At 60.1% G+C, this 25617-nt stretch carries 20 protein-coding genes and 1 pseudogene; 11 read left to right on the top strand and 10 right to left on the bottom strand.

Features of this window, described 5'->3' with window-relative positions:
- Nucleotides 1-14: 14 nt before the first annotated feature.
- Nucleotides 15-1160, bottom strand: coding sequence for an acyl-CoA dehydrogenase family protein (locus TRIHO_RS21055; protein ID WP_068248478.1), 1146 nt, complete (start codon nucleotides 1158-1160; stop codon nucleotides 15-17).
- Nucleotides 1161-1449: 289 nt separating this feature from the next.
- On the opposite strand from TRIHO_RS21055, the gene TRIHO_RS21060 reads away from it, so the two are divergent.
- Nucleotides 1450-3294 (top strand): O-linked N-acetylglucosamine transferase, SPINDLY family protein, encoded by a 1845-nt coding sequence (locus TRIHO_RS21060; RefSeq protein WP_068248606.1) that lies wholly within the window; start codon nucleotides 1450-1452, stop codon nucleotides 3292-3294.
- Between the two features lie 127 nt (nucleotides 3295-3421).
- On the opposite strand, the gene TRIHO_RS21065 is transcribed toward TRIHO_RS21060, so the two are convergent.
- Entirely contained in the window at nucleotides 3422-4024 is a 603-nt protein-coding gene (locus tag TRIHO_RS21065) for a L,D-transpeptidase (RefSeq protein ID WP_068248480.1), read from the bottom strand.
- A 210-nt stretch (nucleotides 4025-4234) separates the two neighbouring features.
- Nucleotides 4235-5734 (bottom strand): CoA-acylating methylmalonate-semialdehyde dehydrogenase, encoded by a 1500-nt coding sequence (locus TRIHO_RS21070; RefSeq protein ID WP_068248482.1) that lies wholly within the window; start codon nucleotides 5732-5734, stop codon nucleotides 4235-4237.
- A gap of 154 nt (nucleotides 5735-5888) precedes the next feature.
- Between TRIHO_RS21070 and TRIHO_RS21075 the strand changes: the two genes are divergently transcribed.
- From TRIHO_RS21075 to coaD, 3 genes are all read left to right on the top strand, one after another.
- Nucleotides 5889-6785 carry a LysR family transcriptional regulator gene (locus tag TRIHO_RS21075; RefSeq protein ID WP_068248484.1) on the top strand — a complete coding sequence of 299 codons (897 nt, stop codon included), beginning with the start codon at nucleotides 5889-5891 and terminating at the stop codon, nucleotides 6783-6785.
- A gap of 55 nt (nucleotides 6786-6840) precedes the next feature.
- Complete coding sequence (locus TRIHO_RS21080; RefSeq protein WP_068248486.1) at nucleotides 6841-7275, top strand: CBS domain-containing protein; 435 nt, start codon at nucleotides 6841-6843, stop codon at nucleotides 7273-7275.
- Between the two features lie 95 nt (nucleotides 7276-7370).
- On the top strand, nucleotides 7371-7901 hold the full coding sequence (gene coaD, locus TRIHO_RS21085; RefSeq protein WP_068248488.1) for a pantetheine-phosphate adenylyltransferase: 531 nt from the start codon (nucleotides 7371-7373) through the stop codon (nucleotides 7899-7901).
- Nucleotides 7902-7922: 21 nt separating this feature from the next.
- Here coaD and TRIHO_RS24000 read toward each other — a convergent pair whose 3' ends face one another.
- Both TRIHO_RS24000 and gap read right to left on the bottom strand, forming a co-directional pair.
- A complete protein-coding gene (locus TRIHO_RS24000) occupies nucleotides 7923-8066 on the bottom strand; it encodes a glyceraldehyde-3-phosphate dehydrogenase (RefSeq protein ID WP_068248490.1) in 144 nt (47 codons plus the stop codon).
- A gap of 88 nt (nucleotides 8067-8154) precedes the next feature.
- Nucleotides 8155-9156, bottom strand: a complete 1002-nt coding sequence (gene gap, locus TRIHO_RS21095) for a type I glyceraldehyde-3-phosphate dehydrogenase (RefSeq protein WP_068248495.1) — start codon at nucleotides 9154-9156, stop codon at nucleotides 8155-8157.
- A 264-nt stretch (nucleotides 9157-9420) separates the two neighbouring features.
- On the opposite strand from gap, the gene TRIHO_RS21100 reads away from it, so the two are divergent.
- The gene (locus TRIHO_RS21100) at nucleotides 9421-10371 is read left to right on the top strand and encodes a DUF808 domain-containing protein (protein WP_068248496.1); all 951 of its coding nucleotides are present in this window, start codon (nucleotides 9421-9423) and stop codon (nucleotides 10369-10371) included.
- Nucleotides 10372-10493: 122 nt separating this feature from the next.
- On the opposite strand, the gene tkt is transcribed toward TRIHO_RS21100, so the two are convergent.
- Nucleotides 10494-12518 carry a transketolase gene (gene tkt / locus TRIHO_RS21105; protein ID WP_068248497.1) on the bottom strand — a complete coding sequence of 675 codons (2025 nt, stop codon included), beginning with the start codon at nucleotides 12516-12518 and terminating at the stop codon, nucleotides 10494-10496.
- A gap of 315 nt (nucleotides 12519-12833) precedes the next feature.
- On the opposite strand from tkt, the gene TRIHO_RS21110 reads away from it, so the two are divergent.
- Both TRIHO_RS21110 and TRIHO_RS21115 read left to right on the top strand, forming a co-directional pair.
- Nucleotides 12834-13760, top strand: coding sequence for a hypothetical protein (locus TRIHO_RS21110; RefSeq protein WP_068248499.1), 927 nt, complete (start codon nucleotides 12834-12836; stop codon nucleotides 13758-13760).
- A pseudogene (locus TRIHO_RS21115) lies at nucleotides 13760-14173 on the top strand (cell division protein ZapA); the annotation flags it as partial. The gene TRIHO_RS21110 and the pseudogene TRIHO_RS21115, both read left to right, overlap by 1 nt.
- Before the next feature lie 340 nt (nucleotides 14174-14513).
- Here the strand turns inward: TRIHO_RS21115 and grxD are convergent.
- The 4 genes from grxD to TRIHO_RS21135 all read right to left on the bottom strand — a co-directional run bounded on the left by grxD (nucleotide 14514) and on the right by TRIHO_RS21135 (nucleotide 19056).
- On the bottom strand, nucleotides 14514-14876 hold the full coding sequence (gene grxD / locus TRIHO_RS21120; protein WP_068248503.1) for a Grx4 family monothiol glutaredoxin: 363 nt from the start codon (nucleotides 14874-14876) through the stop codon (nucleotides 14514-14516).
- Between the two features lie 129 nt (nucleotides 14877-15005).
- Nucleotides 15006-15242 carry a BolA/IbaG family iron-sulfur metabolism protein gene (locus TRIHO_RS21125; RefSeq protein ID WP_068248608.1) on the bottom strand — a complete coding sequence of 79 codons (237 nt, stop codon included), beginning with the start codon at nucleotides 15240-15242 and terminating at the stop codon, nucleotides 15006-15008.
- Between the two features lie 238 nt (nucleotides 15243-15480).
- A complete protein-coding gene (gene purL / locus TRIHO_RS21130; protein ID WP_068248505.1) occupies nucleotides 15481-17646 on the bottom strand; it encodes a phosphoribosylformylglycinamidine synthase subunit PurL in 2166 nt (721 codons plus the stop codon).
- 504 nt (nucleotides 17647-18150) lie between these two features.
- Complete coding sequence (locus TRIHO_RS21135; RefSeq protein ID WP_068248507.1) at nucleotides 18151-19056, bottom strand: LysR family transcriptional regulator; 906 nt, start codon at nucleotides 19054-19056, stop codon at nucleotides 18151-18153.
- A gap of 168 nt (nucleotides 19057-19224) precedes the next feature.
- Between TRIHO_RS21135 and TRIHO_RS21140 the strand changes: the two genes are divergently transcribed.
- The 4 genes from TRIHO_RS21140 (at nucleotide 19225) to argC (ending at nucleotide 25614) form a co-directional block, all read left to right on the top strand.
- On the top strand, nucleotides 19225-22644 hold the full coding sequence (locus TRIHO_RS21140) for an indolepyruvate ferredoxin oxidoreductase family protein (protein ID WP_068248610.1): 3420 nt from the start codon (nucleotides 19225-19227) through the stop codon (nucleotides 22642-22644).
- A gap of 140 nt (nucleotides 22645-22784) precedes the next feature.
- Nucleotides 22785-23663 (top strand): lysophospholipid acyltransferase family protein, encoded by an 879-nt coding sequence (locus tag TRIHO_RS21145; RefSeq protein WP_068248509.1) that lies wholly within the window; start codon nucleotides 22785-22787, stop codon nucleotides 23661-23663.
- A gap of 27 nt (nucleotides 23664-23690) precedes the next feature.
- A complete protein-coding gene (locus tag TRIHO_RS21150) occupies nucleotides 23691-24500 on the top strand; it encodes a glutamate racemase (protein WP_068248510.1) in 810 nt (269 codons plus the stop codon).
- An 85-nt stretch (nucleotides 24501-24585) separates the two neighbouring features.
- Nucleotides 24586-25614, top strand: coding sequence for an N-acetyl-gamma-glutamyl-phosphate reductase (gene argC, locus TRIHO_RS21155; protein ID WP_068248512.1), 1029 nt, complete (start codon nucleotides 24586-24588; stop codon nucleotides 25612-25614).
- Nucleotides 25615-25617 lie beyond the last annotated feature (3 nt).

Here is a 25617-nt window from a genome sequence, read left to right on the forward strand (position 1 = left end):
GGGGCGGCCTTCTGTCAGTGGTGCTCCGCGAGCATATGTCGCGCGACGATCACGCGCATGATCTCGTTGGTGCCTTCCAGGATCTGATGGACGCGCAGGTCGCGCACCAGTTTTTCGATTCCATAGTCGGCAAGATACCCGTAGCCACCGTGCAGCTGCAAACATTGGTCCACAACCTTCGATCCGGTTTCGGTCACGAATTTCTTCGCCATGGCACAGAATTTCGAGGCATCAGGGCTGCCCTGGTCCAGCTTCCACGCGGCCTGACGCAGAAAGACGCGGGCGGCCTGAAGTTCGATTTCCATATCGGCGAGGCGAAACTGCAGGCCCTGGAACTGGTCGATGGATTTGCCAAAGGCTTTGCGCTCGGACATGTACTGCAGGGTCTGGGTCAACCCGGTCTGGGCCGCACCGAGCGAGCACGCCGCGATGTTGAGCCGCCCGCCGTCCAGCCCCTTCATCGCGTATTTGAAGCCCTGGCCTTCCTCGCCGACAAGGTTGCCGGCGGGCACGGTGCAATCGTCGAATTGTACCTGTGCGGTGGGTTGGCTTTTCCAGCCCATTTTGTCTTCCAGGCCGCCAAACGACAGCCCCGGCGTGCCGTCCTCGACATAGAGGGTCGAAATCCCCTTGGGGCCGTCTTCGCCAGTGCGCACCATGCAGACATAGGCGTCGGAATAGCCCCCACCAGAGATGAAGGCCTTGGTCCCGTTCAGGACATAGCCCGCGTTGCTGCGCTCTGCGCGGGTGCGCAAGGCGGCGGCGTCAGAGCCTGATCCGGGTTCGGTCAAACAATAGCTGAGCACGGTATTGAGGCTCATGACATCCGGCATCACCCGCGCCTTGAGCGCGTCGCTGGCGAACATGTCCAGCATCTTGGCGCACATGTTGTGGATCGACAGAAAGGCGGCAACCGAGGGACAGGCCATCGACAACGCCTCGAACACCAATGTCGCGTCAAGCCGGGCAAGGCCGGATCCACCGGCATCCTCGCTGACATACAATGCGCCAAAGCCGAGTTCGCCCACCTTGGGCCAGAGATCCTTGGGAATTGTGCCCTCTGCTTCCCACTGGCGCGCAAAGGGGGCGATATGCTCCTGTCCGAAGGCATGGGCCATGTCGAAAATGGCCGTCTGTTCTTCTGTCAGTGCGAAGTCCATGGGTTCTCCTCCCCCTGTTTCAGGCGGTCCCTCCCGGACCGCAAGAATTGAACACTTGTTTATTTAATACGCCGTCGCCCCTGTCGGTGCAAGGCGCGGATGTGCAAGACGACCTTGCAAACTTGCGCCAATGGGGCAGGCCGCCGCGCCGTTCGAGAATTTTTATTCTCAAATTCGGCAGAGATTTGAGGAGTTTTTTAAGAACTCCTTGTCACAACTTTGGACAAACCGCGCCTACCTTTTATCGCAGAGAGGCGCAAACGACAGTTTATAGAGGAGCGTGATCGCCGTGTCGCAGCCCAGCCAAGCCAGCAAAATCGCCCTGTTACAGACCGGGAAACCGCAGTTCCCTGAATTTGAAAAATTCGCAAAATCGATCCAGTCGCAGGAGCGGGCCCAGTTTGCCTATGACTTTAAACATGGGTTGCGCGAAGGCGCCAGCAAGGGCGAGACACCGGAACAGCGGTCGAAAAAACTATTGGCACAGTCGCGAAAGATGGTGCTGAAACATGACAACAAACAGGCCATCTCCTTGTTGCGCAAGGCGATCGAGCTGACGCCGGATAACGCGGAGCTGCATGCCCAGTTGGGCGATGTCCTGGTGAAGGACACAGACAACGTGGGTGCGGCGCTGTCCTGCTATATGAAGGCGATCAAGCTGGAGCCGACCACCGGCAGCCACTATGCCTGCGTTGCGACCCTGCTGATGAAAATGCAGCAGATGGAAGAGGCGATTGACTATTTTGAAATCGCGGTGAAATTCGATCCAAAAAACCTGATTGCTCTGTCGCGGATGATGCACATCAAGGCACATCGCCTGCGGTGGAATGATTTTGAAAAGGTGCCGACCTACCTCAAGGTCTTTAACGACAAGAACGTCGTTTCGGATCCTTTTGCCTTTCTGTCGCTCTGCGACGACGGGGCGTTTCAGCGTATGCGGTCCGAGGCCATCGTGCGGGCAAAATTCAAAAACCCAGGCCGCGCCGCGAAACCGTCGCCACGGGCTGAGGGGCAGAAGATCCGCATCGGCTACTTCTCGAATGACTTTTACAATCACGCCACGATGCACCTGATGGCAGGGCTGCTGGAACAGCATGACCGGCAGAAATTCGAGATTTATATCTACGACTACGGGTCCAAATCCAAGGACCACGAACATCAACGGGCCCGCCGCAATGCGGATAAGTTCCAGGATGTGCGCGGCATGAGCACGTCTGACCTGGTCGGTCTGGCGCGCAGTGATGCGATTGATATTGCGGTGGACCTCAAGGGCTATACCGAAGGCGGGCGGCTTGATATTTTCAACGACCGGATCGCACCGGTGCAGGTGGCCTATCTTGGCTATCCGGGCACCACGGGGCTGCAGTCGATGGATTATATGGTGGCAGACCGGATCACGGTGCCGTCGCATCTGCGCAAACACTTCAGCGAATCCATCCTCTACATGCCGAACTGTTATCAGCCCAACGATGAAAACCGTTACATCGAGGAGATGACGGCCACCCGCAGCGGCTTTGGCCTGCCGGAGGACGGGTTTGTGTTTTCCTCGTTCAACAACCCCTACAAGGTGACGCCGCAGGAATATGATATCTGGATGAACCTGCTGAAAGAGGTGCCGGACAGCGTCTTGTGGTTCTATGTCTCCAAGGCGGAAATTCGCGATGTGATCCGCAAGGAAGCGGAAAAGCGTGGCGTTGAAGGCGACCGGATCATTCCGACCGGGCGGATGCCGCCCGAACGCCACTTGGCGCGTTTGAAGTATGCCGATCTGTTCCTTGATACATTCAACGTGAACGCCCATACCACCGCCAGCGATGCGCTCTGGGCCGGGCTGCCGCTGGTGACCAAGACCGGCGATCAGTTTGCCGCGCGGGTTGCGGGCAGTATCCTGACCGCCGCCGGGCTCGAAGATCTGGTGACCGTGAGCGAAAAGAAATACCACGATGTGGCACTGCGGGTGGCGCAGGATCCCGAATATTTCGCGGATATCAAGACGCGTCTGGCCGCTGCCCGGACCTCAGCCCCGCTCTTTGATACCAAAGGCTATACCCGGGATTTCGAGCGGCTGCTGGAAAAAGCGTTCCAGAACTATCAAGCGGGCAATGCGCCCAAATCCATGGCGCTTTCGGCCTGATCTCGTCGCAAGGGCCAGTTCCTTCAAGGGGCAGTCGCCCCGCTGAAAACGTCAACAGCCGCGTCCCCTGTCAGGGCGCGGCTGTTGTTGCACAGGGGGACGGCGCCGGGGGCTCCGGGCGTGACGCTCAGAGCAGGCGAACCTGCGTGCCGATTTTCACCAGCGGATAGAGCTTTTCGACATGCTGGTTATAAAGGCCGATACAGCCAGAGGAGCTTTGGCGACCGATCTTGCGGGTGTCATGGGTGCCATGCACAAGGTAGGCCGGCCAGTCCAGATACATCGCCCGGGTGCCAAGTGGATTGCCCGGCACGCCGCCGTCAATGCGCTGAGGCAGGCTTGGGTCGCGCTCGCGCATGTTTGCCGTCGGGGTCCAGCTGGGGTTTTCGGTCTTGCGCACGATCTTGGAATACCCACGCCGGGTCAGTTCTTCGCTCATCGGGACGGAGGAGGGAAACAGCATGTAGGTTTCGCCATCGCCGCCCCAATAATGCAAGGCACGGCTATCGATGTCGGCCAGGAGGCAGCCGACCCCGAGGGCATCAAAATGATCCCGCCAATCCTGTTGCTGAAAGGCAGACAGGTTGCGCTGGACCGGGAACTGGTCGCGAATGGCCGGTTCGTTTTCAGGAAAGGCGTCCGTCGATTGCGCGCGCAGGACAGCGGGGGTGGCCAGGGTGGCCGCCGCACTGCTGATCAGCGCGCGGCGTGTCATCTTGAAGCGGGACATGGGTCCATCCTCGTCGGTTTGAGTGCTCGTTATTTGGGCCTTACCCTATGCGCAGCGACTGGCTTTCGCCAGTGGGGGCAGGGGTGACATTTCCGTGAAAGCGCGCTTCTGGCAATGACTTGCGCACAAAGGCCGAGCTGCGCATGAAAAAAGGCCGCCCGGTCGGGGCGGCCTTTCGCTTTGCTATGAAGGTCTGGGTTGACGCGGGCGTCAGTCCATCGCTTTGAAGTTGAATTCGCCACCTTCACGGATGCCCGAGGGCCAGCGCGAGGTGATGGTCTTGGTCCGGGTGTAGAATTTGAATGCATCCGGTCCGTGCTGGTTCAGGTCGCCAAAGGCAGATTTTTTCCAACCGCCAAAGGTGTGATAGGCCAGCGGCACCGGGATCGGAACGTTGATGCCGATCATGCCGATATTGATCCGGTTGGCAAAGTCCCGCGCGGTGTCGCCATCGCGGGTATAGATCGCGGTGCCGTTGCCGTATTCGTGATCCATCGCATAGCCGAGCGCTTCTTCATAGGTTTTGGCGCGGACCGTCGACAGCACCGGGCCAAAGATCTCCTGCGTATAGATGTCCATATCGGTGGTGACATGGTCAAAAAGATGCGGACCGACAAAAAAGCCGTCTTCATATCCCTGCAGGTTGAAGTTGCGGCCATCGACTACAAGTTTCGCCCCCTGATCGACGCCGGATTGCACCAGACGCAGGATGTTGGCCTTGGCAGCCGAAGTCACGACGGGGCCGTAATCCACTTCATTGCCAGCGGTATAGGGGCCGACCTTGAGTTTTTCGATGCGCGGCACCAGCTTTTCGATCAGCCGGTCGGCGGTCTCATCGCCCACCGGAACCGCAACAGAGATCGCCATGCAGCGTTCGCCGGCCGCGCCGTAGCCCGCGCCGATCAGCGCGTCGGCGGCCTGATCCAGATCCGCATCGGGCATGATGATCATGTGGTTCTTGGCGCCGCCAAAGCACTGGACCCGTTTGCCCTGCGCGCAGCCGGTGCCATAGATGTATTCCGCAATCGGAGTGGAGCCGACAAAGCCGACGGACTGGATGATCGGATCATAGAGGATCGCGTCCACAGCTTCCTTGTCGCCGTTCACGACCTGCAGGATGCCCTTGGGCAGGCCCGCTTCTTCCAGCAGTTCCGCCAGCATCAGCGGCACCGAAGGATCGCGTTCGGAGGGTTTCAGAATGAAGGCATTGCCGCAAACGATGGCGGGCGCGAACATCCACATCGGGATCATGGCCGGGAAGTTGAACGGCGTGATCCCGGCGGTGACACCCAGCGCCTGACGCATGGAGTACATGTCGATGCCGGGGCCGGCGCTGTCGGTGAACTCGCCCTTCAGCAGCTGCGGCGCACCGATGCAATATTCCACCACTTCCAGACCGCGCTGCACATCGCCTTTGGCGTCGGGCAGGGTCTTGCCGTGCTCGCGGCTCAGCGCCTCGGCCAGCTTGTCCATGTCGCGGTTCAGAAGATCCACGAATTTCATCATCACCCGCGCGCGGCGCTGCGGGTTGACGGCGGCCCAGGCGGGCTGCGCCGCGGCGGCACATGCAACCGCCGTGTCCATTTCGTCCTTCGAGGCCAGCGGCACCTTTGCCTGCACTTCGCCGGTTGCGGGGTTGAAGACGTCGGCAAAGCGGCCAGAGGTGCCTTTGACGTGTTCGCCGTTGATGTAATGCGTCAGTTCCTGCATCGGAGATCCTCCTGCAATTCAGTTCGCCGCCATCCTAGGCTTGCAAAAAACACGGGGAAAGGGGAAAGGTTTCAAAAAGGCTTTGCAGGAACGCAAATGGGTGCTGTAGCCTGATTGCGGATAATTTGTTTAAAAGACTAGAGGATTCCGCCAAATGGAACCCCAATGGGACGATATGAAGGTGTTCCTCGCCGTCGCGCGCGAGAGCAGCCTGTCCGGTGCAGGCCGGGTGCTGAAGATGGATCCGGCGACAGTCGGCCGTCGCGTGGCGCGGTTCGAGGGCGCGCTCAAGGCATCACTGTTTGTGAAATCGCCGCAGGGCTATGCGCTCAGCGCCGCCGGGGATCGGCTACTGGCCCATGCCGAGGCGGCCGAACTGGCGATGCGGGCCGGGGAGGAGGCGCTGACCGGGCCCAGCGATACGTTGTCCGGGCAGATCCGGATTGGCGCCCCGGATGGCTGCGCCAACTACATCCTGCCGCAGGTCTGTGCCGAAATTTCCAAGGACAATCCCGATCTGGACATCCAGATCGTCGCCTTGCCCCGGGTGATCAACCTGTCGCGGCGCGAGGCGGATATGGCAATCACGGTCAGCGCGCCAACGGCCGGTAAGCTGCTGGTGCAGAAGATCACCGATTATCACCTGCATCTGGCGGCATCCCGGCTCTATCTGCGGGATGTGCACCCGATCGAAAAGCTGGAGCACCTACGGGATCACAAGATGATCGGCTATATTGCCGATATGATCTTTGATCAGGAGCTGGATTATCTCAACGACCTTGGTGTCGAACGGGTCCAGCTGGCGTCGAACTCCGTATCGGTCCAGATCAAGATGCTGGCAGAGGGGGGCGCCATCGGCGTGGTGCATGATTTTGCGCTGCCCAGCCACCGCCCGCTGCGCAAAATCCTGCAGGACGATTTCAGCCTAACGCGGAGTTTTTATCTCGTGCGGCATCAAGGGGATCAGCGCAGCGAGAGGCTCAATCGCTTTGCAGAGGCATTGTCCAAAGGAATACGCCTTGAGGTTGAGCGGCTGGAAGGCTTGACTTGATGCGTTCTTGCGGCAACGCTTGGGAAAGTGAAATGAAAAGTTCAAGGGTGCTCAAATGCTTGTTCAGTCGATTCTGAAGTCCAAGGACGTCGCCGAAGTTGTCACAATCGGGCCCGATGCCACGATCGAGGCGGCGGCGAAGTTACTGTCCCTGCATGGTATCGGGACGGTCGTGGTGTCGTCGGACAAGAAGCAACCGCTGGGAATTCTGTCGGAACGCGACATCGTGCGCCAGTTGGCCAAGACCGGATCGGTCTGCCTGGAGCATACGGTTGACGCCTATATGACGCGCGAGCTGGTGACCTGCGGTCAGGAAAACAACGTCCAGGAAGTGCTGACCAAGATGACCGAGGGGCGGTTCCGTCACATGCCGGTGGTCGAAAACGGCGTGCTGGTTGGCATCATATCGCTGGGGGATGTGGTCAAGGCGCAGTTGGCCGAGATGGCAATGGAGAAGACCGCCCTTGAAGGCATGATCATGGGGCATTGACGCTGCGGCGCGATGTTTCGGTATTTTCACGCACTTGCATTGCGCCGCGCAGCATGATTGCTTGCACCCAATGATGACGCAGGCAGGAGGGGCCCATGCGCATAGGCTTGTATCCCGGTACGTTCGATCCGATAACGCTCGGACATATTGACATAATTCGCCGGGCTGCTGCGCTGGTGGACAGGTTGGTCATCGGTGTTGCGATCAACCGCGACAAGGGCCCGTTGTTTTCGCTCGAAGAACGCGTCGAAATGATCGAGGCGGAATGCGCCAAGCTCTCCGAACAGACCGGCACCGAAATCGTGGCGCATCCATTTGAAAATCTGCTGATTGATTGTGCCCGCGATGTCGGCGCGCAAGTGATCGTGCGTGGCCTGCGGGCGGTTGCGGATTTCGAGTATGAGTTCCAGATGGTCGGCATGAACCGGTCACTCGATGACAGTATCGAGACTGTGTTCCTCATGGCCGAAGCCCGCCACCAGGCCATCGCCAGTAAGCTGGTCAAGGAAATTGCCCGGCTGCACGGCGACGTCAGCAAATTCGTCACGCCTCTGGTCAATGACCGGCTGCAGGACCGTCTTGGTGTGGCGATCAAATCCAAATCCACACGTACCGCATCCGTCTGAGCGATTGTCCGAAGACTTCGGTCAGCGCCAGAACGCCATCCATTCGATCAGCAAAAACAGCTTTTTGCCGAGAAATACCAGGTTCTGGGTGCCAAAGAAGATCACATCTATGGCGATGCACGCCAACAGAAGCAGCCCGAGTGTGATCGCCAGAGAATTCGACATATAGGATGGCTCGCAAAATAACGCCCGGTCAGATATGCCTGACCGGGAGCAAAACCTCAACCCATTGAACGTGCGGCGGTAAATCCGATCAGTTCAGGCGCCCCATGGCGGTGGCAACATCCGCCATCCGGACTGAAAAGCCCCATTCATTGTCATACCAGGCCAGAACGCGCACCATGCGGCCATCGACCACCCGCGTCTGTTCCGGCGCGAAGATCGAACTTTCCTCGGTATGGTTGAAATCGGTCGAAACCAGCGGCGCGGGCTCATAGCCCAGGACCCGCGACATCGGCCCTTTGGAGGCGTCTTCCACTGCGGCATTGACCTCTTCGACAGTCACGGCGCGCCCGGCCCGGAAGGTCAGGTCCACCGCCGAGACGTTTGGCGTGGGAACGCGGATCGCCGATCCATCCAGCCGCCCCTTGAGGTTCGGCAAGACTTCACCAAGCGCCTTGGCGGCACCGGTGCTGGTCGGGATCATTGACATGGCGGCGGCGCGGGCGCGGTAAAGATCGTCATGACGGCGATCAAGGGTGGGCTGATCGCCGGTGTAGGAGTGGATCGTCGTCATGATGCCACTTTCGATCCCGAACGCCTCGTCGAGCACTTTTGCCAGCGGGGCGAGGCAATTGGTCGTGCACGAGCCATTCGAAACCATCTTGTCCGTGGTCAGAAGATCTTCGTCGTTGACACCAAAGACAACCGTGCGATCGACGTTCTTGCCCGGCGCCGACAGCAGCACCTTGCCTGCGCCGCGTTCCAGATGCTTGCGGGCTTTCAGGCCATCGTTGAACTTGCCTGTGCATTCCAGGACAACATCGCAGCCTTCCCAGTCCAGCGCATCCAGATCATAGGTTGAAAACATCTGCATGTCGCCGCGACCAAGGTTCAGGCGCCCTTCGCTGAAATCGACCGTGCCGGGATAGCGACCGTGAATACTGTCATATTTCAACAGATGGGCTGCGGTTTCGATTGGCCCTGTGGCATTGACCTTGATCACTTCGATGTCGTTGCGAAAGCTGCCGGCGATATGGGCCAATGTGCAGCGACCAATCCGCCCGAAGCCATTGATACCAACTTTGATCGTCATATTTGCATCCCCACAAAAGCCTGTCTCACGGGCAGGCTATAGCGGGCATCGGGGGGTGAAAAAAGTAAAAATATTAGTAAACACAAGTTGTTAGCGCAAAACGTTGATGGTTGCGTTAACAGTCGAAACCGGTTGGCGCTAACTTATGCTGCAATTGCAAAGTTGGCTTGCTGCAGAGCGGCATGCTTGAACCGCCCCCCGGGATTCGGCTAGGAAGAGGCGAGTAAACGCCACAGTATAATGCCACAGTACAAAGGGTGACGCATGAGCGGTCTTCTGGCCTTGTTGGACGATGTGGCAGCGATTGCAAAGGTCGCTGCCGCCTCCCTGGATGATGTGGCGACACAGTCGATGAAAGCGGGATCAAAGGCCGCCGGGATCGTCATCGACGATGCTGCCGTGACCCCGAAATACGTCACCGGGTTTCAGCCCGCCCGCGAATTGCCGATGATCTGGCGCATCGCGCGCGGCTCTTTCATCAACAAACTGGTGTTCCTGCTGCCGGTCGCCTTGCTGATGTCCTTGTTTGCGCCCTGGCTGGTGCCGCCCTTGCTGATCCTCGGCGGGTGTTACTTGTGTTTCGAGGGCGCTGAAAAGATCGTTCACGTCCTGATGCCACATGACGACCACTCCGGCGGTCCGGACGGCAGCCATGATGTCGGTGACCCGGCTCATCTGGAAGAACAAAAGGTCAAAGGCGCGATCAAGACGGATTTCATCCTGTCGGCGGAAATCATGACCATCGCACTCTCCACCATCGAAAGCGATGTGCTCTGGGTACAGGCGGCAACCCTCGCCGTGGTGGGAATTTTCATCACCATCATCGTCTATGGCGTGGTGGCGATCATCGTGAAAATGGACGACATCGGCCTCTGGCTGACCCGCGTCGGCCGTCTTGGCGCCACACGGGCCCTTGGCCGCGGCATCGTCGCCTTCATGCCCTGGTTTCTCAAACTGCTGTCCTTCGTCGGCACCATCGCCATGCTCTGGGTCGGCGGGTCAATCATTGTGCATTCGGCGCATCAGATGGGCTGGCACTGGCCCGAAGACAGCATCCACGCGCTGGCCCATGGCATCGGACAGGGCGACGCAATCCTCGAATGGCTGGCCAAGGCGGTGGTCGACGGCTGTCTCGGCTTTGTCGTCGGCTTGCTGCTGATCCCGCTTGCCACCAGGGTGATCGCCCCGTTGCTGGGCAACAAAGCCGCGCATTGAACACCCCCCTGGTCCAAATGCAAAAGGGCGCCCCCTGACGGAGCGCCCTTTCATCTTTTCCAAAATACCTCGGGGGAGACCCGACAGGGTCGGGGGCAGCGCCCCCATTGCCCAAAATCCGGTTAGCCCAGCAGTTCCTTGACCTTCGCGACGGTCCCGGCAGCGGTGATGCCAAAGCGTTCGAACAACTCGCCCGCCGGAGCAGAGGCGCCAAACCCCTCCATGCCGACAAAACCGGCCTTCTTCTCCTGACCGCGTTCGCCCAGCAGCAGGCGGTCCCAGCCGCCGTCCCGCACCGCCGCCTCGATGGCGACCCGGACCGGACCCGCAGGCAGAACCTTGCGACGATAGGCTTCGTCCTGCGCGTGGAACAGCTCCATGCAGGGAACAGAAACCACGCGGGTGCCAATGCCCTGGGCTTCCAGCAGATCTTTCGCCGCCATGGCGGTCGACACTTCAGACCCGGAGGCCATCAGGATCACCTGACGCTTGCTTTCCGCCTCGGCCAGCACATAGGCGCCCTTCTCGGTGAGGTTGGACAGCTTGTGCTCGGTCCGCAGGGTCGGCAGCCCCTGGCGGGTCAGCGCGATCACCGAAGGCGTCTCTTTCGCGGTCAGCGCGATTTCCCAGGCTTCCGCCGTTTCCACCGCGTCACAGGGACGGAACGTATAGGTGTTGGGCGTCGCCCGGCAGATCGCCAGATGCTCCACCGGCTGGTGTGTCGGGCCATCTTCGCCGACGCCGATGGAATCATGCGTCATTACAAAGACGGTCGGGATCTTCGACAGGGCCGCCAGGCGCATTGCCGGGCGCGCATAGTCGGTAAAGCAGAAGAAGGTACCGCCATAGGGACGGATGCCGCCGTGCAGCGCCATGCCGTTCATCGCCGCCGCCATACCGTGCTCGCGGATGCCCCAATAGACATAGCGGCCCTTGCGATTGTCGGTGTCAAACACCCCAAGATCACCGGTCAGCGTGTTGTTGGAACCGGTCAGGTCGGCAGAGCCGCCAACGGTTTCCGGCATGATCGGGTTGATCACCTCCAGCGCCATCTCAGAGGCCTTGCGCGTGGCGACCTTCGGCTGGCCTTCGGAAATCTGCTTTTTCAGCGCCTTGATGGTCGCCGACAGCTTCTTGGGGGCTTCCAGGGCAAAGACGCGGGTGAAGCGGTCCTGCTTTTGCTGGGATTGCTCGGCAAAGCGGCCTTCCCATTCAGCCCGGGAAGCGGCGCCCCGTTTGCCGATCTCTTCCCACTGGGACTTGATCTCGGCCGGCACGTCATAGGCGCCGACGCCGGTCCAGCCATAGGCATCCTTGGCCGCTTTCAACTGGTCCGCATCGGTCAGGGCACCATGGCCCTTTGACGTATCCTGGGCGGCATGCCCCAGCGCGATGTGGGTTTTGCAGGCGATCATCGACGGCTTCTTGGACTTTTTGGCGGCCTCGATGGCGGCATCAATCTGCGCCGGGTTGTGGCCGTCGATTTCCTGCACATGCCAGCCTGCGGATTTGAAACGCTGCACCTGGTTGGTGCGATCCGACAGGTCGACCTGACCGTCGATGGTGATGTTGTTGTTGTCCCAGAACACCACCAGCTTGCCCAGCTGGTGACGACCGGCCAGGCCGATGGCCTCGTGGCTGATGCCTTCCATCAGGCAGCCATCGCCGGCGATGACATAGGTGTGGTGATCGACAATCTTCTTGCCGAATTGGGCGCGCAGCATTTCCTCGGCCATGGCAAAGCCGACCGCGTTGGAAATCCCCTGTCCCAGCGGACCGGTGGTCACCTCGACCGCATCCAGCAGGAAGTTTTCCGGGTGACCGGCCGTCAAGGCGCCGGACTGGCGGAAATTCTTGATCTGATCCAGCGTCACCTGGGCATCGCCCATGAGGTAAAGGAGCGAATAGATCAACATCGACCCATGGCCCGCGGACAGGACAAAACGATCCCGGTCGGCCCATTTGGGTGCGCTGACGTCGAATTTCATGTGCTTTTCAAACAGCACGGTCGCCACATCGGCCATACCGATCGGCATGCCGGAGTGGCCGGAATTTGCGCCGGCGACTGCATCCAGTGTCAGTGCACGAATGGCGGCGGCTTTGTTCCAATGATCGGGGTTCTCGGAGCGCAGGGCTGTCAGATCCACTGAACTGTTCCTCTTTGGGTTCTCAGGGTTTGACGCTGGATAGCAGCCTGTTGCCAAAGATCAAGCTCCGAAGCCGGTTTTGCCGGGTTCCGCGCGAAGGTCCGCGCGCAAGTGGTTGAAACCAAAGAGGGGGTGTTTTAACCGATCTTGCGATAAGCTGTGCATAGCTATCGGCCGTTACGGCGATTCGGGCGTATGGACGTCTCGGGCCCTGAGGGTCCGGCAGGACCTGCGCCGCAATCAGTGTGATCGGCCGCGCAGGTCCGGTGGGTGCAGGCCCACAGACCTTTGCACCGACAAGGCAAAGAGGAACGCATGGAGCAGATCGAAGAATTGCAAAGCCGTATCCTGTCTGCGCTGGAGCGTATTGGGGGCGGGGTTGCGGCTTTGGAAGAAAAGCACGCAAATCAGCCGGTGCCGACGCTTGATGAGCTGGACATGCAAAAGCATGCCAGCCTGCTGGCGGAGATCGACGACGAAAAAATGGCGAATGCGCAGCTCGAAGAGCGGCTGAAAGTGCTGCATGCCCGTCTGGCTGAGATGGAAAAGACCGTTCAGGCGGTCAAGGGCGGCGAAGATCTGCTGGCGCTGCATGCCAAATTGGCCGAACAGGGCGCCGCGCCCGCGCCCTCTGGCGAGCTGACAGCGCTGCGTGGCGAGGTGGCGCGCCTAAAACAGGATCTGGAGAACGCCCAGAACCAGGCGGCAACGGCCCGCGAAAAACTTGAAGATGATCTGACCGAAGCCGTGGCGCAGAACGACCAGCTGAAGGCGCAGCTGGACGAGATTGCAACCGTGACGCCGGACGACACGCAGCCCGCGACCGACAGCGGTGCCAGCGATGAGGAGCTGAACACGCTGCGGATGGAACTCGAGGCCCTGCGGCAGCGGGCGGAAACCGCCGAATCCGCTGCTGCAGCGGCATCCGCCCCGTCGCAAGCCGATGTTCCGACGGATCACGGCGGCAGCAGCGAGCTGGACCAGCGTTTGACCGAGCTGGACCGCGAATTGCAGGCGCTGCGGGCCAGCAATGACCAGCTGCGAGAGTCCAACGCCGCACTTCGGGCGGCAAATGCCGATGGCATCGGCGATCCGTCGCTGATCAATACCGGCCTTGTGGCCGAGGTCGAAGGGCTGAAGGCGGCCCGCGCCACCGATCAGGCCGAGGTCAACGCCGTCCTTGCAAGGCTGGAACCGTTGCTGGCCACTGCGCCCAACCTGCCGGAAGGAGAAGAAGCCTGATGCCGGAAGTGACCATTCACATCGGAGGCCGCGATTTCGAGGTTTCCTGCCAGGAAGGCGAACAGAGCTTTTTGCAGATGGCTGCGGGGATGCTGGACGACGAGGCACAAGTGTTGTCGGATCAGATCGGACGCATGCCAGAAGCGCGAATGCTGCTGATGGCGGGGCTGATGCTGGCGGACAAGACCGCCGCGGTCGAGGACAAGATCAAGGAAGTCGAAGCCAAGCTGGCCGAAAAAGAGGCGCTGGTGGCGGAAAAAGACGCTGAGATCGAAGAGATGCGCGCCGCGCCGCCGCCCGAACCCGAGCATATCGAAGTGCCGGTTGTGCCGCCGCAGGTCTCAGAAACTCTGGCCGAACTTGCCGCGCGCGCAGAATCCCTTGCTCAGGAGATCGAAGCCAAGGCCGCAGCCGACGAACCGGCGGAGGCCGTGGATGAGGCCGGTGACCCAGAAACTCCGATCTTTTCGGATGCCGGGGCAGAACCGGAGTTGGAAAACGACAGCACCGAACAGGTCTGATCAGACAGATTTGATCCGACAGGTCAGACCTGATGATGGCGGGCCAGCGCCCGGCCATCCCTGGCAGGGCATGTCGCAAAATCAGGTCGGCTGAAACATGAAAAAGCCCGCCAGTCCCATGGGATGGCGGGCTTTCTTGACCTTCGTCCGTTGTGTTGATCCGTCGCAAGGATCCGCCGCACTGTGCCGCCGATCCCGCCGCCGTCACGGTGTTTTGGTCAACCTGTTTTGGTCAACCGTTGGCTTCGCGGATCTTGTCGGCTGCGGCCTTGTCAAAGGCGATATTGTTGCTCTCGAACATCCCGTCGAGCTCACCCGAGAGGGTCATTTCGGTGATGATATCGCAGCCGCCGACAAATTCGCCCTTGATGTAAAGCTGCGGGATCGTCGGCCAGTCGGAGTAATCCTTGATGCCGGCCCGGATGTCTTCATCCGCGAGCACGTTCACATCCGTGTACTCCACGCCAATGTAGTTCAGAACGCCCGCAACACGGGAGGAAAAGCCACATTGGGGCATTTCCTTGGTGCCTTTCATATAAAGCACCACGTCATTGGATTTTACGGTTTCGTCGATGCGGGTCTTTGCGTCGGTCATTTGTCCATTTCCTTTTGGCGTCGCCGCCGGTCGAGATCGGTTTCGATGTAGGGCAAGAGACATGCCAGAGTCCAGACAACCAAAAGCGCGATTGCGGCGCAGGCTGTCAGGACCTCGGTCACTTTAATGTCACTCGGGCGCCTTGGTGGTCAGGGCGAGGGCGTGCAGGTCGCCATCCGGGCCATCCATCTTGCCCTTCAATGCGGCATAGACAGCACGTTGTTGTTGAACGCGATTCTTGCCACGAAAGCTTTCGTCCACCACCATGGCGGACATATGCACGCCATCGCTGCCCCCGACCTGGATCTCGGCATTGGGGAAGCTCTCGCGCAGGAGGGTTTCGATTTCATGGGCCTGCATTGGCATGGGCTCATCCTTGCTGTGGTGATCTGCCGACAAAATGTAGGGCTGCGCAACGTCGGACGCAAGCAACTCTACTGTGAATGTAAGGTCTGCGTCGACGGGTCGCTCTCCCGCCTGCTTGTGGACCGGGCCGGTGGCCCCGCCCAACACAGTTGGGCCTGGCCCTGCGCCGGGGCGCAGGGCCAGGCCCAGTGTCGCGAGGTTATCGCAAAATCGTCCGCCTGTCGCGGTTTGCCTGCGGTCAGGCCACCGCCTCGGCAAAGCTGGAGCGGAAGATCTGCGACAGGTCGGCCAGCGGTGCTTCGGAGCTGCCGATCTTGACCGTGTCACCGGTAAAGCGGCCGATGGTCAGGATCGGAACACCCGCCTGGCCGGCGGCGATCATCAGCGCCTCGGCCTGATCAAAGTTGCAGGCAACGAGATACCGGCCCTGATCCTCGCCAAAGAGGGTCGGGGTATCGGCTGCGTCGATCTGCACGCCAACGCCGGCGGCTTCGGCCATTTCAAACGCGGCCAGGACCATGCCGCCATCGCTGATATCGGTGCAGCCCCGGATGAAATCGCGGTTGGCGCGGATGAACTCGCCGTTGCGTTTTTCCACCGCCAGATCGACCGCAGGCGCATCGCCGTCGAGGCGGTTGAACACCTCGTGCAGCAGGGCGGATTGCCCCAGATGGCCCGTGGTTTCGCCAATCAACAGCAGGATATGGCCGTCGCGGGCCTCACCCAGAATGGGCTCCTCATCCGCCGCGACCAGACCCACGGCGCCAATGGTGGGCGTCGGCAGGATCGCCTGGCCGTCGGTCTCGTTATAAAGCGAAACATTGCCGGATACGATGGGCATATCCAGGGCCGAGACCGCCGCGCCGATGCCTTTGAGCGCGCCGACGAACTGGCCCATGATCTCTGGTTTTTCGGGATTGCCAAAGTTCAGGTTATCGGTCGTCGCCAGGGGCTTGGCCCCGACGGCACAGAGATTGCGATAGGCTTCGGCCACGGCTTGCTTGCCGCCCTCGAAGGGGTTTGCCTTGACGTAGCGCGGGGTCACGTCAGAGGTGAAGGCCAGCTTCTTGTTGGTGCCATGCACCCGCACCATGCCGCCACCCAGACCGGGGCGACGGGCGGTATCGCCCATCACGGTGGTGTCATATTGTTCATAGACCCACTGTTTGCCGGCGTAGTTGGGGCTGGAAATCAGCGCCTTCAGCCCGTCAATCGGGTCAATGGTCGGCACGTCTGCATCTGTGAGCGGCGCAGGGGGCTCAGTCTCGATCCAGGGACGGTCGTATTCCGGCGCGGAGGAGGCGAGTTTCGACAGCGGCAGATCGGCCTTGACCGCGCCATTGTGCAGGATCAGGAACCGGTCCTCGGCAATGGTTTCGCCGACAATGGCAAAATCGAGATCCCATTTCTCGAACACCGCCTTGGCTTCGGCCTCAAGCTCAGGCTTCAGCACCATCAGCATCCGTTCCTGAGACTCCGACAGCATCATCTCGTAGGCGGTCATGTTCTCTTCGCGCTGCGGCACGTCTTCGAGGTTCAGTTTCACCCCAAGGCCGCCCTTGTCGCCCATTTCCACTGCAGAGCAGGTCAGACCCGCCGCGCCCATATCCTGAATGGAGATCACCGCGCCGGTTTGCATCAGCTCTAGCGTGGCTTCCATCAGGCGCTTTTCGGTGAACGGGTCGCCCACCTGAACCGTGGGGCGCTTGTCCTCGATGGTGTCATCGAATTCGGCCGAGGCCATGGTGGCGCCACCGACCCCGTCGCGGCCTGTTTTCGCGCCGAGGTACACCACCGGCATGCCAACGCCCGATGCGGCGGAGTAGAAAATCATGTCGGTCTTGACCAGACCGGCGGCAAAGGCGTTGACGAGGCAGTTGCCGTTGTAGGCCGGATCAAAGCGCACTTCGCCGCCAACACAGGGCACGCCGAAACAGTTGCCGTATCCCCCGACACCGGCCACCACGCCATTGACCAACTGGCGGGTCTTGTGATGCGACGGCTCGCCAAAGGACAGCGAGTTCATCGAGGCAATCGGACGCGCGCCCATGGTGAACACATCGCGCAGGATGCCGCCAACGCCGGTCGCCGCGCCCTGATAGGGCTCGATATAAGAGGGGTGATTGTGGCTTTCCATTTTGAAAACCACCGCATCCCCATCGCCGATATCAACGATGCCCGCGTTTTCACCGGGGCCGCAGATGACCTGCGGGCCGGAGGTCGGCAGATCACGCAGCCATTTCTTGGAGGATTTGTAGGAACAATGCTCGTTCCACATGGCAGAAAAAATGCCGAGTTCGGTAAACGAAGGCTCCCGACCGATGATCTCCAGGATCATGTCGTATTCATCTGGTTTCAGACCGTGGCTGTCGATCACTTCAGGCGTAATGGCTGGTTCCTGCATGGCGTTTTGATGGCCCCCGGGGTCGCTTCAGTTGTCCGGCCTTTTAGAGCAAGCCCAGCGGCGGGGGAAGGGGGCATGAGGTGGGGCATGGCCGCTTTGCCGTTTGCCAAATCCCTGTGCGAAGGCGCGCGGCATGCCTGTTTGTTGTGCGGCAGCGCGGTATCTGCGTCGCATTTGGTACCGCGCCATGGGACACATTCAAAAAATACCGTCAAAACCCATGTCAGAATGGTGGTCAAAGCTGCGCCAGATGGGGGTGAACGCCAGGCTCCCGCTTTGGCATCTGCCCGAGGGCAGGCAAACCGGCAAAAAAAAGGCCGAGCACTAAGCTCGGCCGAAGTCCAACAGGGAGGTATGAAGTGCGGTGTTTGCCGCGCTCTTCATACAGATGCATTTAGGGATCCCGTTCGCGTCTCGCAAGGGTTTTGGAACACATGTTAACTCAAGCCCGCCATGCACATAGTGCATGGCTTTGAGGCGCTGCGCCTGAAAATTAGGCTTACGTTATATTTTCCCTAACTCTTTCATGTGCTTGCGATGTGTAATGATTTCATCCTGCACAAAGTCCCGGAAGGCGGAGACCCGCTGAGAATGCCGTAATTCTTCTGGATAGGCGAGGTAGACAGGCACACCATTGGTGTCTTCGTTGGGCAACACCTGCACCAGATCTGGGAAATCTTCGGTCACGTAGTCGGGCAAAACGCCGATTCCCAGATCCTGCAAGACCCCCTGCAACACGCCGAAATAGTTGTTCACGGTCAGCAGTGACTTGGGATTGTGGGTCATCAGCTTTTGCACCAGCACCGAGGCCGACCCGACCTGGGCCGACCGCAGACTCTGACAGATCAGGCGGTGATCGCTGATTTCCTCGATGGTTTCGGGCCAGCCCGTCTTGTCGATGTAGCCGCGCGAGGCATAAAGCCGCATCTGCACGGTCATCAGCCGTTTGCGGATCAGGTCGGCCTGGCTCGGCTCTTTCATGCGGATCGCCACATCGGCCTCGCGCATGGGCAGGTCCAGCACCCGCTCCTCAAGCATCAGGTCGATCTTCAGGTTTGGATATTGTTCGTAAAGCTTGGCCAGACGCGGCGCCAGCCAGAGGGTGCCAAACCCGGTTGTGGTGGTGACACGCAGCTCGCCAAAGACGCCTTCTTCGCTGTCGCGAATCCTGGCGGAGGCCGTTTCCAGCCGCTTTGACATGGTTCTGGTGGCATCAAACAGCAATTCGCCCTGTTCCGTCAGGATCAGGCCACGGGCGTGTCGATGAAACAGTGTGGCGTTCAGGCTCTCTTCCAGCCCCCGAATCTGACGCGAAACGGCAGATTGGGACAGGTTGAGCCGATCGCCGGCGTGGGTCAAACTGCCCGCATCCGCCACCGCGTGAAAGATCCTTAGCTTGTCCCAATCCATTGGTTCTACTCTTTCTGCCTCTTTCCCTCAAACTACATGAAGAACATGCTAAGTTTCAAACCTTACCGGCGACTTACACGGATTCTTTGATAAACGGCTATACAGGTCAGTACTTATGACCTATTATTGGATCCAAAATGCAAGCTAGTCATGGTTGAGGAGGCCTGGATGAGCACGCAGAAAATTTCGCTCAATGACCGTTATGATCTTGAAAAATCGCCTGTTCTTTTGAACGGGACGCAGGCGCTGGTGCGCTTGATGCTGATGCAGAAGGCCCGCGACGTTGCGGCAGGCCTGAATACCGCGGGGCTGGTCACCGGCTATCGCGGCTCACCGCTGGGCGCGGTCGACATGCAGATGAAGCGCGCGGAAAAGCAGTTGCTGCAATCAGATGTCAAATTTCAGTACGGTTTGAACGAAGATCTGGCGGTTACCGCGCTCTGGGGGGCGCAGCAGGCGGAAATCCGCGGCGAGGGCAAATACGACGGTGTTTTTGGGCTGTGGTATGGCAAGGGGCCGGGCGTGGACCGCTCTGGCGATGCGCTGCGTCATGCCAATATGGCCGGCTCGTCCAAACACGGCGGCGTGCTGGTCGCCATGGGGGATGACCACACCGGCGAAAGCTCCACCGTGCTGCACCAGTCGGAATGGTCGCTGCTGGATTGTTACCTGCCGATTGTCAGCCCCGCCGGGGTGCAGGAAATTCTCGACTACGGCGTCTATGGCTATGCTTTGTCCCGGTTTTCCGGGCTTTGGGTCGGTCTCAAGACGATGAAAGACACCATCGAGGTCACCTCGGTCGTGGATGGCAATCCGAACCGGATGCAGCTGCAGACGCCGGAGTTCAACATGCCCGCTGATGGGCTGAACATCCGACTCGACGATGATCGCTTTCGTCAGGAAGACCGCATTATCGACTATCGTCGGTTTGCCGCCGAGGCCTTCAGCCATGCCAACAAGATGGACAAACGGGTCTGGGGCAAGCCCGGTGCCAAGATCGGATTCGTGGCCGCGGGCAAGAACTGGCTGGATCTGGTTCATGCGCTAAGCCTCTTGAATATCGACGAAAACATGGCAGAGCGCCTGGGTATCACCACCTATAAGGTGGGCCAGACCTGGCCGATGGACATGAAGGGTTTTCACGACTGGGCCGAAGGGCTGGATCTGATTGTCGTGGTCGAGGAAAAGCGCAAGCTGATCGAGATCCAGATCAAGGAAGCGATCTTTGACGACCGGCGCGGTCGGCGTGTTTATGGCTGGTACAAGGGCGGGGCAGGTGGCATCCATCGCGACGAGCTGTTTCCGACCAAATACGCGCTCGACCCGATTATGATCGCTGAAAAGCTGGGCAATATCCTGCTCGAAGAGGGCCGCGACGCAGAGGCGATCCGTGCCGGGCTGGCCGCGCTGGATGACGCCCGCCGCGCCGACAACGCCGAAGAAATCGCGGCCCGTTTGCCGTATTTCTGTTCGGGTTGCCCGCATAACTCCTCGACCAAGCTGCCGGACGGGTCGCGCGCGTATGCCGGTATTGGCTGCCACTTCATGGTGCAGTGGATGGACCGGGAAACGGTGGGCTTCACCCATATGGGCGGCGAGGGTGCAAATTGGATCGGCGAGGCGCCGTTTTCCAAAAGAACCCATGTTTTTCAGAACCTTGGCGACGGAACTTACAACCACTCCGGGGTGATGGCGATCCGTGCAGCGCTGGCTGAAGGCACCAATATCACCTATAAGATCCTGTTCAACGATGCCGTCGCGATGACCGGCGGACAGCAGGCCGAAGGCGGCCTGACGGCGCATCAGATCGCGCATGAGCTGACCGCGATGGGTGTCAAATCCATTGCCGTGGTCTACGACGAAAAAGAAGACGTCGACGCCAGGAATTTCCCCAGCGGCATGCGCATGCATGAACGGGCCGAGCTGATGACCGTGCAGCGGGAGTTTGAAAAACGCGAGGGCGTTTCCGCCATCATTTACATCCAGACCTGCGCGGCTGAAAAACGGCGTCGTCGTAAAAAGGGCCTGTTCCCGGATCCGGACCAGCGGGTGCTGATCAATTCGGATGTCTGCGAGGGCTGCGGCGATTGCGGGGTGCAATCCAACTGTGTCTCCATCGTGCCGAAAGAAACCGAACTGGGCCGCAAGCGGGCCATTGATCAGTCAAGCTGCAACAAGGATTTCTCTTGCGTCAACGGGTTTTGCCCCTCGTTCCTCACGGTGGAGGGCGCCAAGATCAAAAAAAGCGCCACCGCCAGCGTCGACTTGCCTGACCTGCCGGAACCGGACCTGCCCGTCATCAAGGGCACCCATAACGTCGTGATCACCGGCGTTGGCGGCACGGGCGTTGTGACCATTGGCGCGGTTCTGGCGCAGGCGGCCCAGATCGATGGCAAAGGGGCCGGCATGATGGAAATGGCGGGTCTCGCACAAAAGGGCGGCGCCGTGCATATCCATTGCCGGATCGCCGAGGCACCCGAAGATATCAGCGCCATCCGTGTTGCCACGGGCGAGGCCGATGCCTTGATCGGCGGCGACCTTGTCGTCAGCGCCGGGGCAAAGACCCTGGGGCTGACAGCCACCGGGCGCACCGGCGCGGTTGTGAACAGCCATGAAATCATCACCGGTGAATTCACGCGCAATACCGATTTTGCCATACCCAGCGATAGGTTGCAGGTCGCCCTTCAGGCGCGTCTGCGCGAGCGGGTCGACCTGTTTGACGCCTCAGAGCTGGCCCGCGTGTTGATGGGCGATTCCATCTTTTCCAACATGATGGTCTTTGGCGCCGCCTGGCAACGGGGGCTGATCCCGGTTTCTTTTGCGGCGTTGAAACAGGCGATCGAGCTGAACGGCGCGGCGGTGGACAAGAACCTGCGGGCCTTTGACATCGGTCGCTGGGCTGTCCTCTATCCCGAGCAGGCGGCCGAGGTTCTGGCCCCCAGCGTCGTCACGCTCCCGCAAACGCTGGAGGACAAGATCGCCTATCGCCGGGCGCAACTGGTTGATTACCAGGGCGAGCGGCTGGCGAAACGCTATACTGCGATGCTCGACCAGATCACCGACCCGGAGGTCAAGGAAGCCGTCGCCAAGGGCTATCACAAGCTGTTGTCCTACAAGGATGAATACGAGGTCGCGCGGCTGTTGTTGTCGAGCCGTGAGAAGGCCGAAGCCGAATTTGACGGCGATCTGAAGATCTCTTTCAACCTCGCGCCGCCGCTGCTGGGAGGGACGGACGCCAATGGGCGCCCGAAAAAGCGCAAATTCGGTCCCGGCACCGAGCGACTGTTCCGTCTGCTGGCGAAACTGAAACCCCTGCGCGGCACGCCTCTGGATGTCTTTGGCTATACCGCAGAGCGCAAGATGGAGCGCGCGCTGATCAAGCAATACGAGGCGGATATGAAAACCTGGCTGCCCAGGGTGGATACCGCCCACAAGGAGGCTCTGGTCGCGCTGGCGGAACTGCCGCTGCAGATCCGCGGCTTTGGTCCGGTCAAGATGAAGAGCGAACAAGAGGCTGCAAAGCGGCGCGAGGCGCTCTTGTCAGCCTTGACCCAGGGCAAACCGCCACTGGAGGTCGCCGCCGAATAGTGGCGGCTTGGTCACTGTCATCTTCTGTTGAGGCCATCAATGTGTTATCAAGGCTGGGCAAATATACTGTCCAGCCTTAGGGGGTCGTGCATCTGGAACACGGGTGCCAGATCTGCGGTCTGAATGGAGTTTCCCACGACATGATTGAGCGTCACCACATCGCTCGCGATATTTCCTATTCCCATTCCGCAGAAACGCGGCCTGGGCGGATCATGATCCGGCTGATGGAAAACACCACTGGTCGGTTGCGGTTGATCAAACGTGCCAAAGGCTACGACAGCGAAGTTGCCTCTGGCCGCAACTTCTGGGATGTGATTGTCGAACGCTACGGGCTGACCCTCGATGTGGTTGGCGGCAGCCTGGACAATATTCCGCGCGACAAACCCGTGATCCTGATCGCCAACCATCCCTATGGCATTCTCGACGGGTTGATGATGGGGCATATCCTGTCCCGGACCCGTGGCGATTTCCGCATTCTGGCGCATCAGGTGTTTCGCAAGGCCGAGGATCTGAACAAGGTGATCCTGCCGATCTCCTTTGAACAATCCAAAGAAGCGATCAAAACCAACCTGAACACCCGCAAGGATGCGCTGGACTACCTGTCGCAGGGCGGCGCAATCGGCATCTTTCCCGGCGGCACCGTGTCCACTGCGGCGAAACCCTTTGACCATCCGATGGATCCGGGCTGGCGCGGGTTTACCGCGCGCATGGTGGCCAAATCCGACGCGGTGGTTGTGCCGGTCTATTTCGATGGCCACACGTCGCGCTTGTTCCAGATCGCCTCGCATCTGCATTGCACCTTGCGGATGGGGTTGTTGATCAAGGAGTTCCGCAAGCGGGTGGATACGCCGGTCAAGGTCGTCGTCGGCGCGCCAATCGGGCGCGATGTGCTGGACCCCTTGTCCCGGGATTCCAAAGCAATGATGGATTTTCTGCGCAAAGCGACGTATGAGCTGTCTCCAACCCCGCTCAAATCCTATGACTACGGGTTCGAGTTCGAAGAAAAACACCGGGCCTGAACGGCTCTCGCACGAAGGCAGTGTGGCATGGCAGTTGGCATTTTTGATTCCGGCCTCGGCGGGCTGACGGTTCTGGATGCGGTGCAAAAGCGCCTGCCAGAGGTGGATTTCCTGTATTACGGTGACAACAGCCACGCCCCTTACGGTGTGCGCGACGCCGAGGACATCTTTCAGCTGACCCAGGCTGCAGTGCACAATATGTGGGACCGCGGCTGCGATCTGGTGATCCTGGCCTGCAACACGGCCTCTGCGGCGGCGCTGCGCCGGATGCAGGAGGCGGGCGTGCCACAGGGCAAACGGGTGCTTGGGGTGTTCGTCCCGTTGATCGAGGCGCTGACCGAACGCGAGTGGGGCGACAATTCGCCGCCTCGCGAAGTGGCCGTGAAACATGTGGCGCTTTTTGCCACCCCGGCCACGGTCGCCAGCCGCGCCTTTCAGCGGGAACTGGCGTTCCGTGCCATTGGCGTCGATGTCGAGGCGCAGGCCTGCGGCGGCGTGGTCGATGCCATAGAAGACGGCGACATGATCCTGGCCGAAGCGCTGGTCAAAAGCCACGTCGATGCCTTGCTGCGCAAGATGCCCAAACCGGAGGCGGCCATCCTCGGCTGTACCCATTACCCGCTGATGGAGCCGGTGTTTCAGGCCGCTCTCGGCGCTGATGTGCAGGTCTTCAGCCAGGGACGACTGGTTGCCGACAGCCTGGCGCATTACCTTGACCGGCGGCCACAGATGTTGGGAACCGGGGCAGGTGGCTATGTCACCACCGGCAATCCGGCCCGCGTCAGCAGCCGCGCGACGCAGTTTCTCCGACGAGAAATCACTTTTGATGCGGCGTGAGGTCTCCTAACCTGACGCCCGACCCCAGTTTCTTCGCTGCGGCCGCAGCGACCCCTTTCACTCGTGAAGTTTTCGAGGTTTAGACATGGCCCATAACGTGGCAATTCTTGGCGCGTCCGGTTACACCGGCGCCGAACTGATCCGGCTGATCTCTCAGCATCCGAATATCGAAATCACCGCGCTTGGGGCAGAGCGTAAGGCCGGCATGCAGATGGCAGATGTGTTCCCGCACCTGCGTCACCTGTCGCTGCCAACCCTTTGTACAATCGATGAAATTGATTTCTCTCAGATCGACCTGTGCTTTTGCGCGCTGCCGCATAAAACCAGCCAGCAGGTGATCGCGAACCTGCCCTCGGATCTGAAGATCGTCGATCTGTCGGCGGATTTCCGGCTGCGCGATCCTGCTGAATATGAAAAATGGTATGGCAATGCCCATGCCGCTTTGGCGCAGCAGGGCGAGGCCGTTTATGGCCTGACCGAATTTTATCGCTCCGAGATCACCTCGGCCCGTCTGGTGGCCGGCACTGGCTGCAATGCGGCGACCGGGCAATTTGCCCTGCGGCCGCTGATTTCGGCCGGGGTGATTGATCTGGACGAGATCATTCTCGACATGAAATGCGCGGTCTCCGGCGCCGGGCGGGCGCTCAAGGAAAACCTGCTGCACGCCGAATTGTCCGAAGGCTACAACGCCTATGCGCTTGGCAGCACCCATCGCCACTTGGGCGAATTCGATCAGGAGTTTTCCCTGATCGCGGGGCGCCCGGTCAAGGTGCAGTTCACACCGCATCTGTTGCCGGTCAACCGGGGCATTCTGGCGACCACCTATGTCAAAGGGGACGCGGTAGATATCCACGCCACCTTCGCGGCCGCCTACAGAGAGGAACCCTTCATCGAGGTGCTGCCCTTCGGCACTGCGCCCTCGACCCATGATGTGCGCGGCTCCAACTTTGTGCATATCGGTGTCGCCGCTGACCGCGTCGCCGGGCGCGCCACCGTGTTCGCGGCGTTGGACAACCTGACAAAAGGTAGCAGCGGTCAGGCCTTGCAGAATGCGAACCTGATGTTAGGTGAGGACGAAACTGCGGGGCTGATGATGGCGCCGCTGTTCCCCTGACCC

This window comes from Tritonibacter horizontis (assembly GCF_001518015.1).
Taxonomy (GTDB): domain Bacteria; phylum Pseudomonadota; class Alphaproteobacteria; order Rhodobacterales; family Rhodobacteraceae; genus Epibacterium; species Epibacterium horizontis.

What these genes read in the sequence shown, in the direction of transcription:
- TRIHO_RS21100 (WP_068248496.1), top strand. Translation starts at nt 9,421, where the DNA reads ATGAGCGGTCTTCTGGCCTTGTTGGACGATGTGGCAGCGATTGCAAAG.
- TRIHO_RS21125 (WP_068248608.1), bottom strand. Translation starts at nt 15,242, where the DNA reads ATGCCAATGCAGGCCCATGAAATCGAAACCCTCCTGCGCGAGAGCTTC.
- TRIHO_RS21055 (WP_068248478.1), bottom strand. Translation starts at nt 1,160, where the DNA reads ATGGACTTCGCACTGACAGAAGAACAGACGGCCATTTTCGACATGGCC.
- TRIHO_RS21135 (WP_068248507.1), bottom strand. Translation starts at nt 19,056, where the DNA reads ATGGATTGGGACAAGCTAAGGATCTTTCACGCGGTGGCGGATGCGGGC.
- TRIHO_RS21145 (WP_068248509.1), top strand. Translation starts at nt 22,785, where the DNA reads ATGATTGAGCGTCACCACATCGCTCGCGATATTTCCTATTCCCATTCC.
- gap (WP_068248495.1), bottom strand. Translation starts at nt 9,156, where the DNA reads ATGACGATCAAAGTTGGTATCAATGGCTTCGGGCGGATTGGTCGCTGC.
- purL (WP_068248505.1), bottom strand. Translation starts at nt 17,646, where the DNA reads ATGCAGGAACCAGCCATTACGCCTGAAGTGATCGACAGCCACGGTCTG.
- grxD (WP_068248503.1), bottom strand. Translation starts at nt 14,876, where the DNA reads ATGACCGACGCAAAGACCCGCATCGACGAAACCGTAAAATCCAATGAC.
- TRIHO_RS21140 (WP_068248610.1), top strand. Translation starts at nt 19,225, where the DNA reads ATGAGCACGCAGAAAATTTCGCTCAATGACCGTTATGATCTTGAAAAA.
- TRIHO_RS21070 (WP_068248482.1), bottom strand. Translation starts at nt 5,734, where the DNA reads ATGCAGGAACTGACGCATTACATCAACGGCGAACACGTCAAAGGCACC.
- TRIHO_RS24000 (WP_068248490.1), bottom strand. Translation starts at nt 8,066, where the DNA reads ATGTCGAATTCTCTGGCGATCACACTCGGGCTGCTTCTGTTGGCGTGC.
- TRIHO_RS21065 (WP_068248480.1), bottom strand. Translation starts at nt 4,024, where the DNA reads ATGTCCCGCTTCAAGATGACACGCCGCGCGCTGATCAGCAGTGCGGCG.
- TRIHO_RS21075 (WP_068248484.1), top strand. Translation starts at nt 5,889, where the DNA reads ATGGAACCCCAATGGGACGATATGAAGGTGTTCCTCGCCGTCGCGCGC.
- TRIHO_RS21080 (WP_068248486.1), top strand. Translation starts at nt 6,841, where the DNA reads ATGCTTGTTCAGTCGATTCTGAAGTCCAAGGACGTCGCCGAAGTTGTC.
- coaD (WP_068248488.1), top strand. Translation starts at nt 7,371, where the DNA reads ATGCGCATAGGCTTGTATCCCGGTACGTTCGATCCGATAACGCTCGGA.
- TRIHO_RS21110 (WP_068248499.1), top strand. Translation starts at nt 12,834, where the DNA reads ATGGAGCAGATCGAAGAATTGCAAAGCCGTATCCTGTCTGCGCTGGAG.
- argC (WP_068248512.1), top strand. Translation starts at nt 24,586, where the DNA reads ATGGCCCATAACGTGGCAATTCTTGGCGCGTCCGGTTACACCGGCGCC.
- TRIHO_RS21150 (WP_068248510.1), top strand. Translation starts at nt 23,691, where the DNA reads ATGGCAGTTGGCATTTTTGATTCCGGCCTCGGCGGGCTGACGGTTCTG.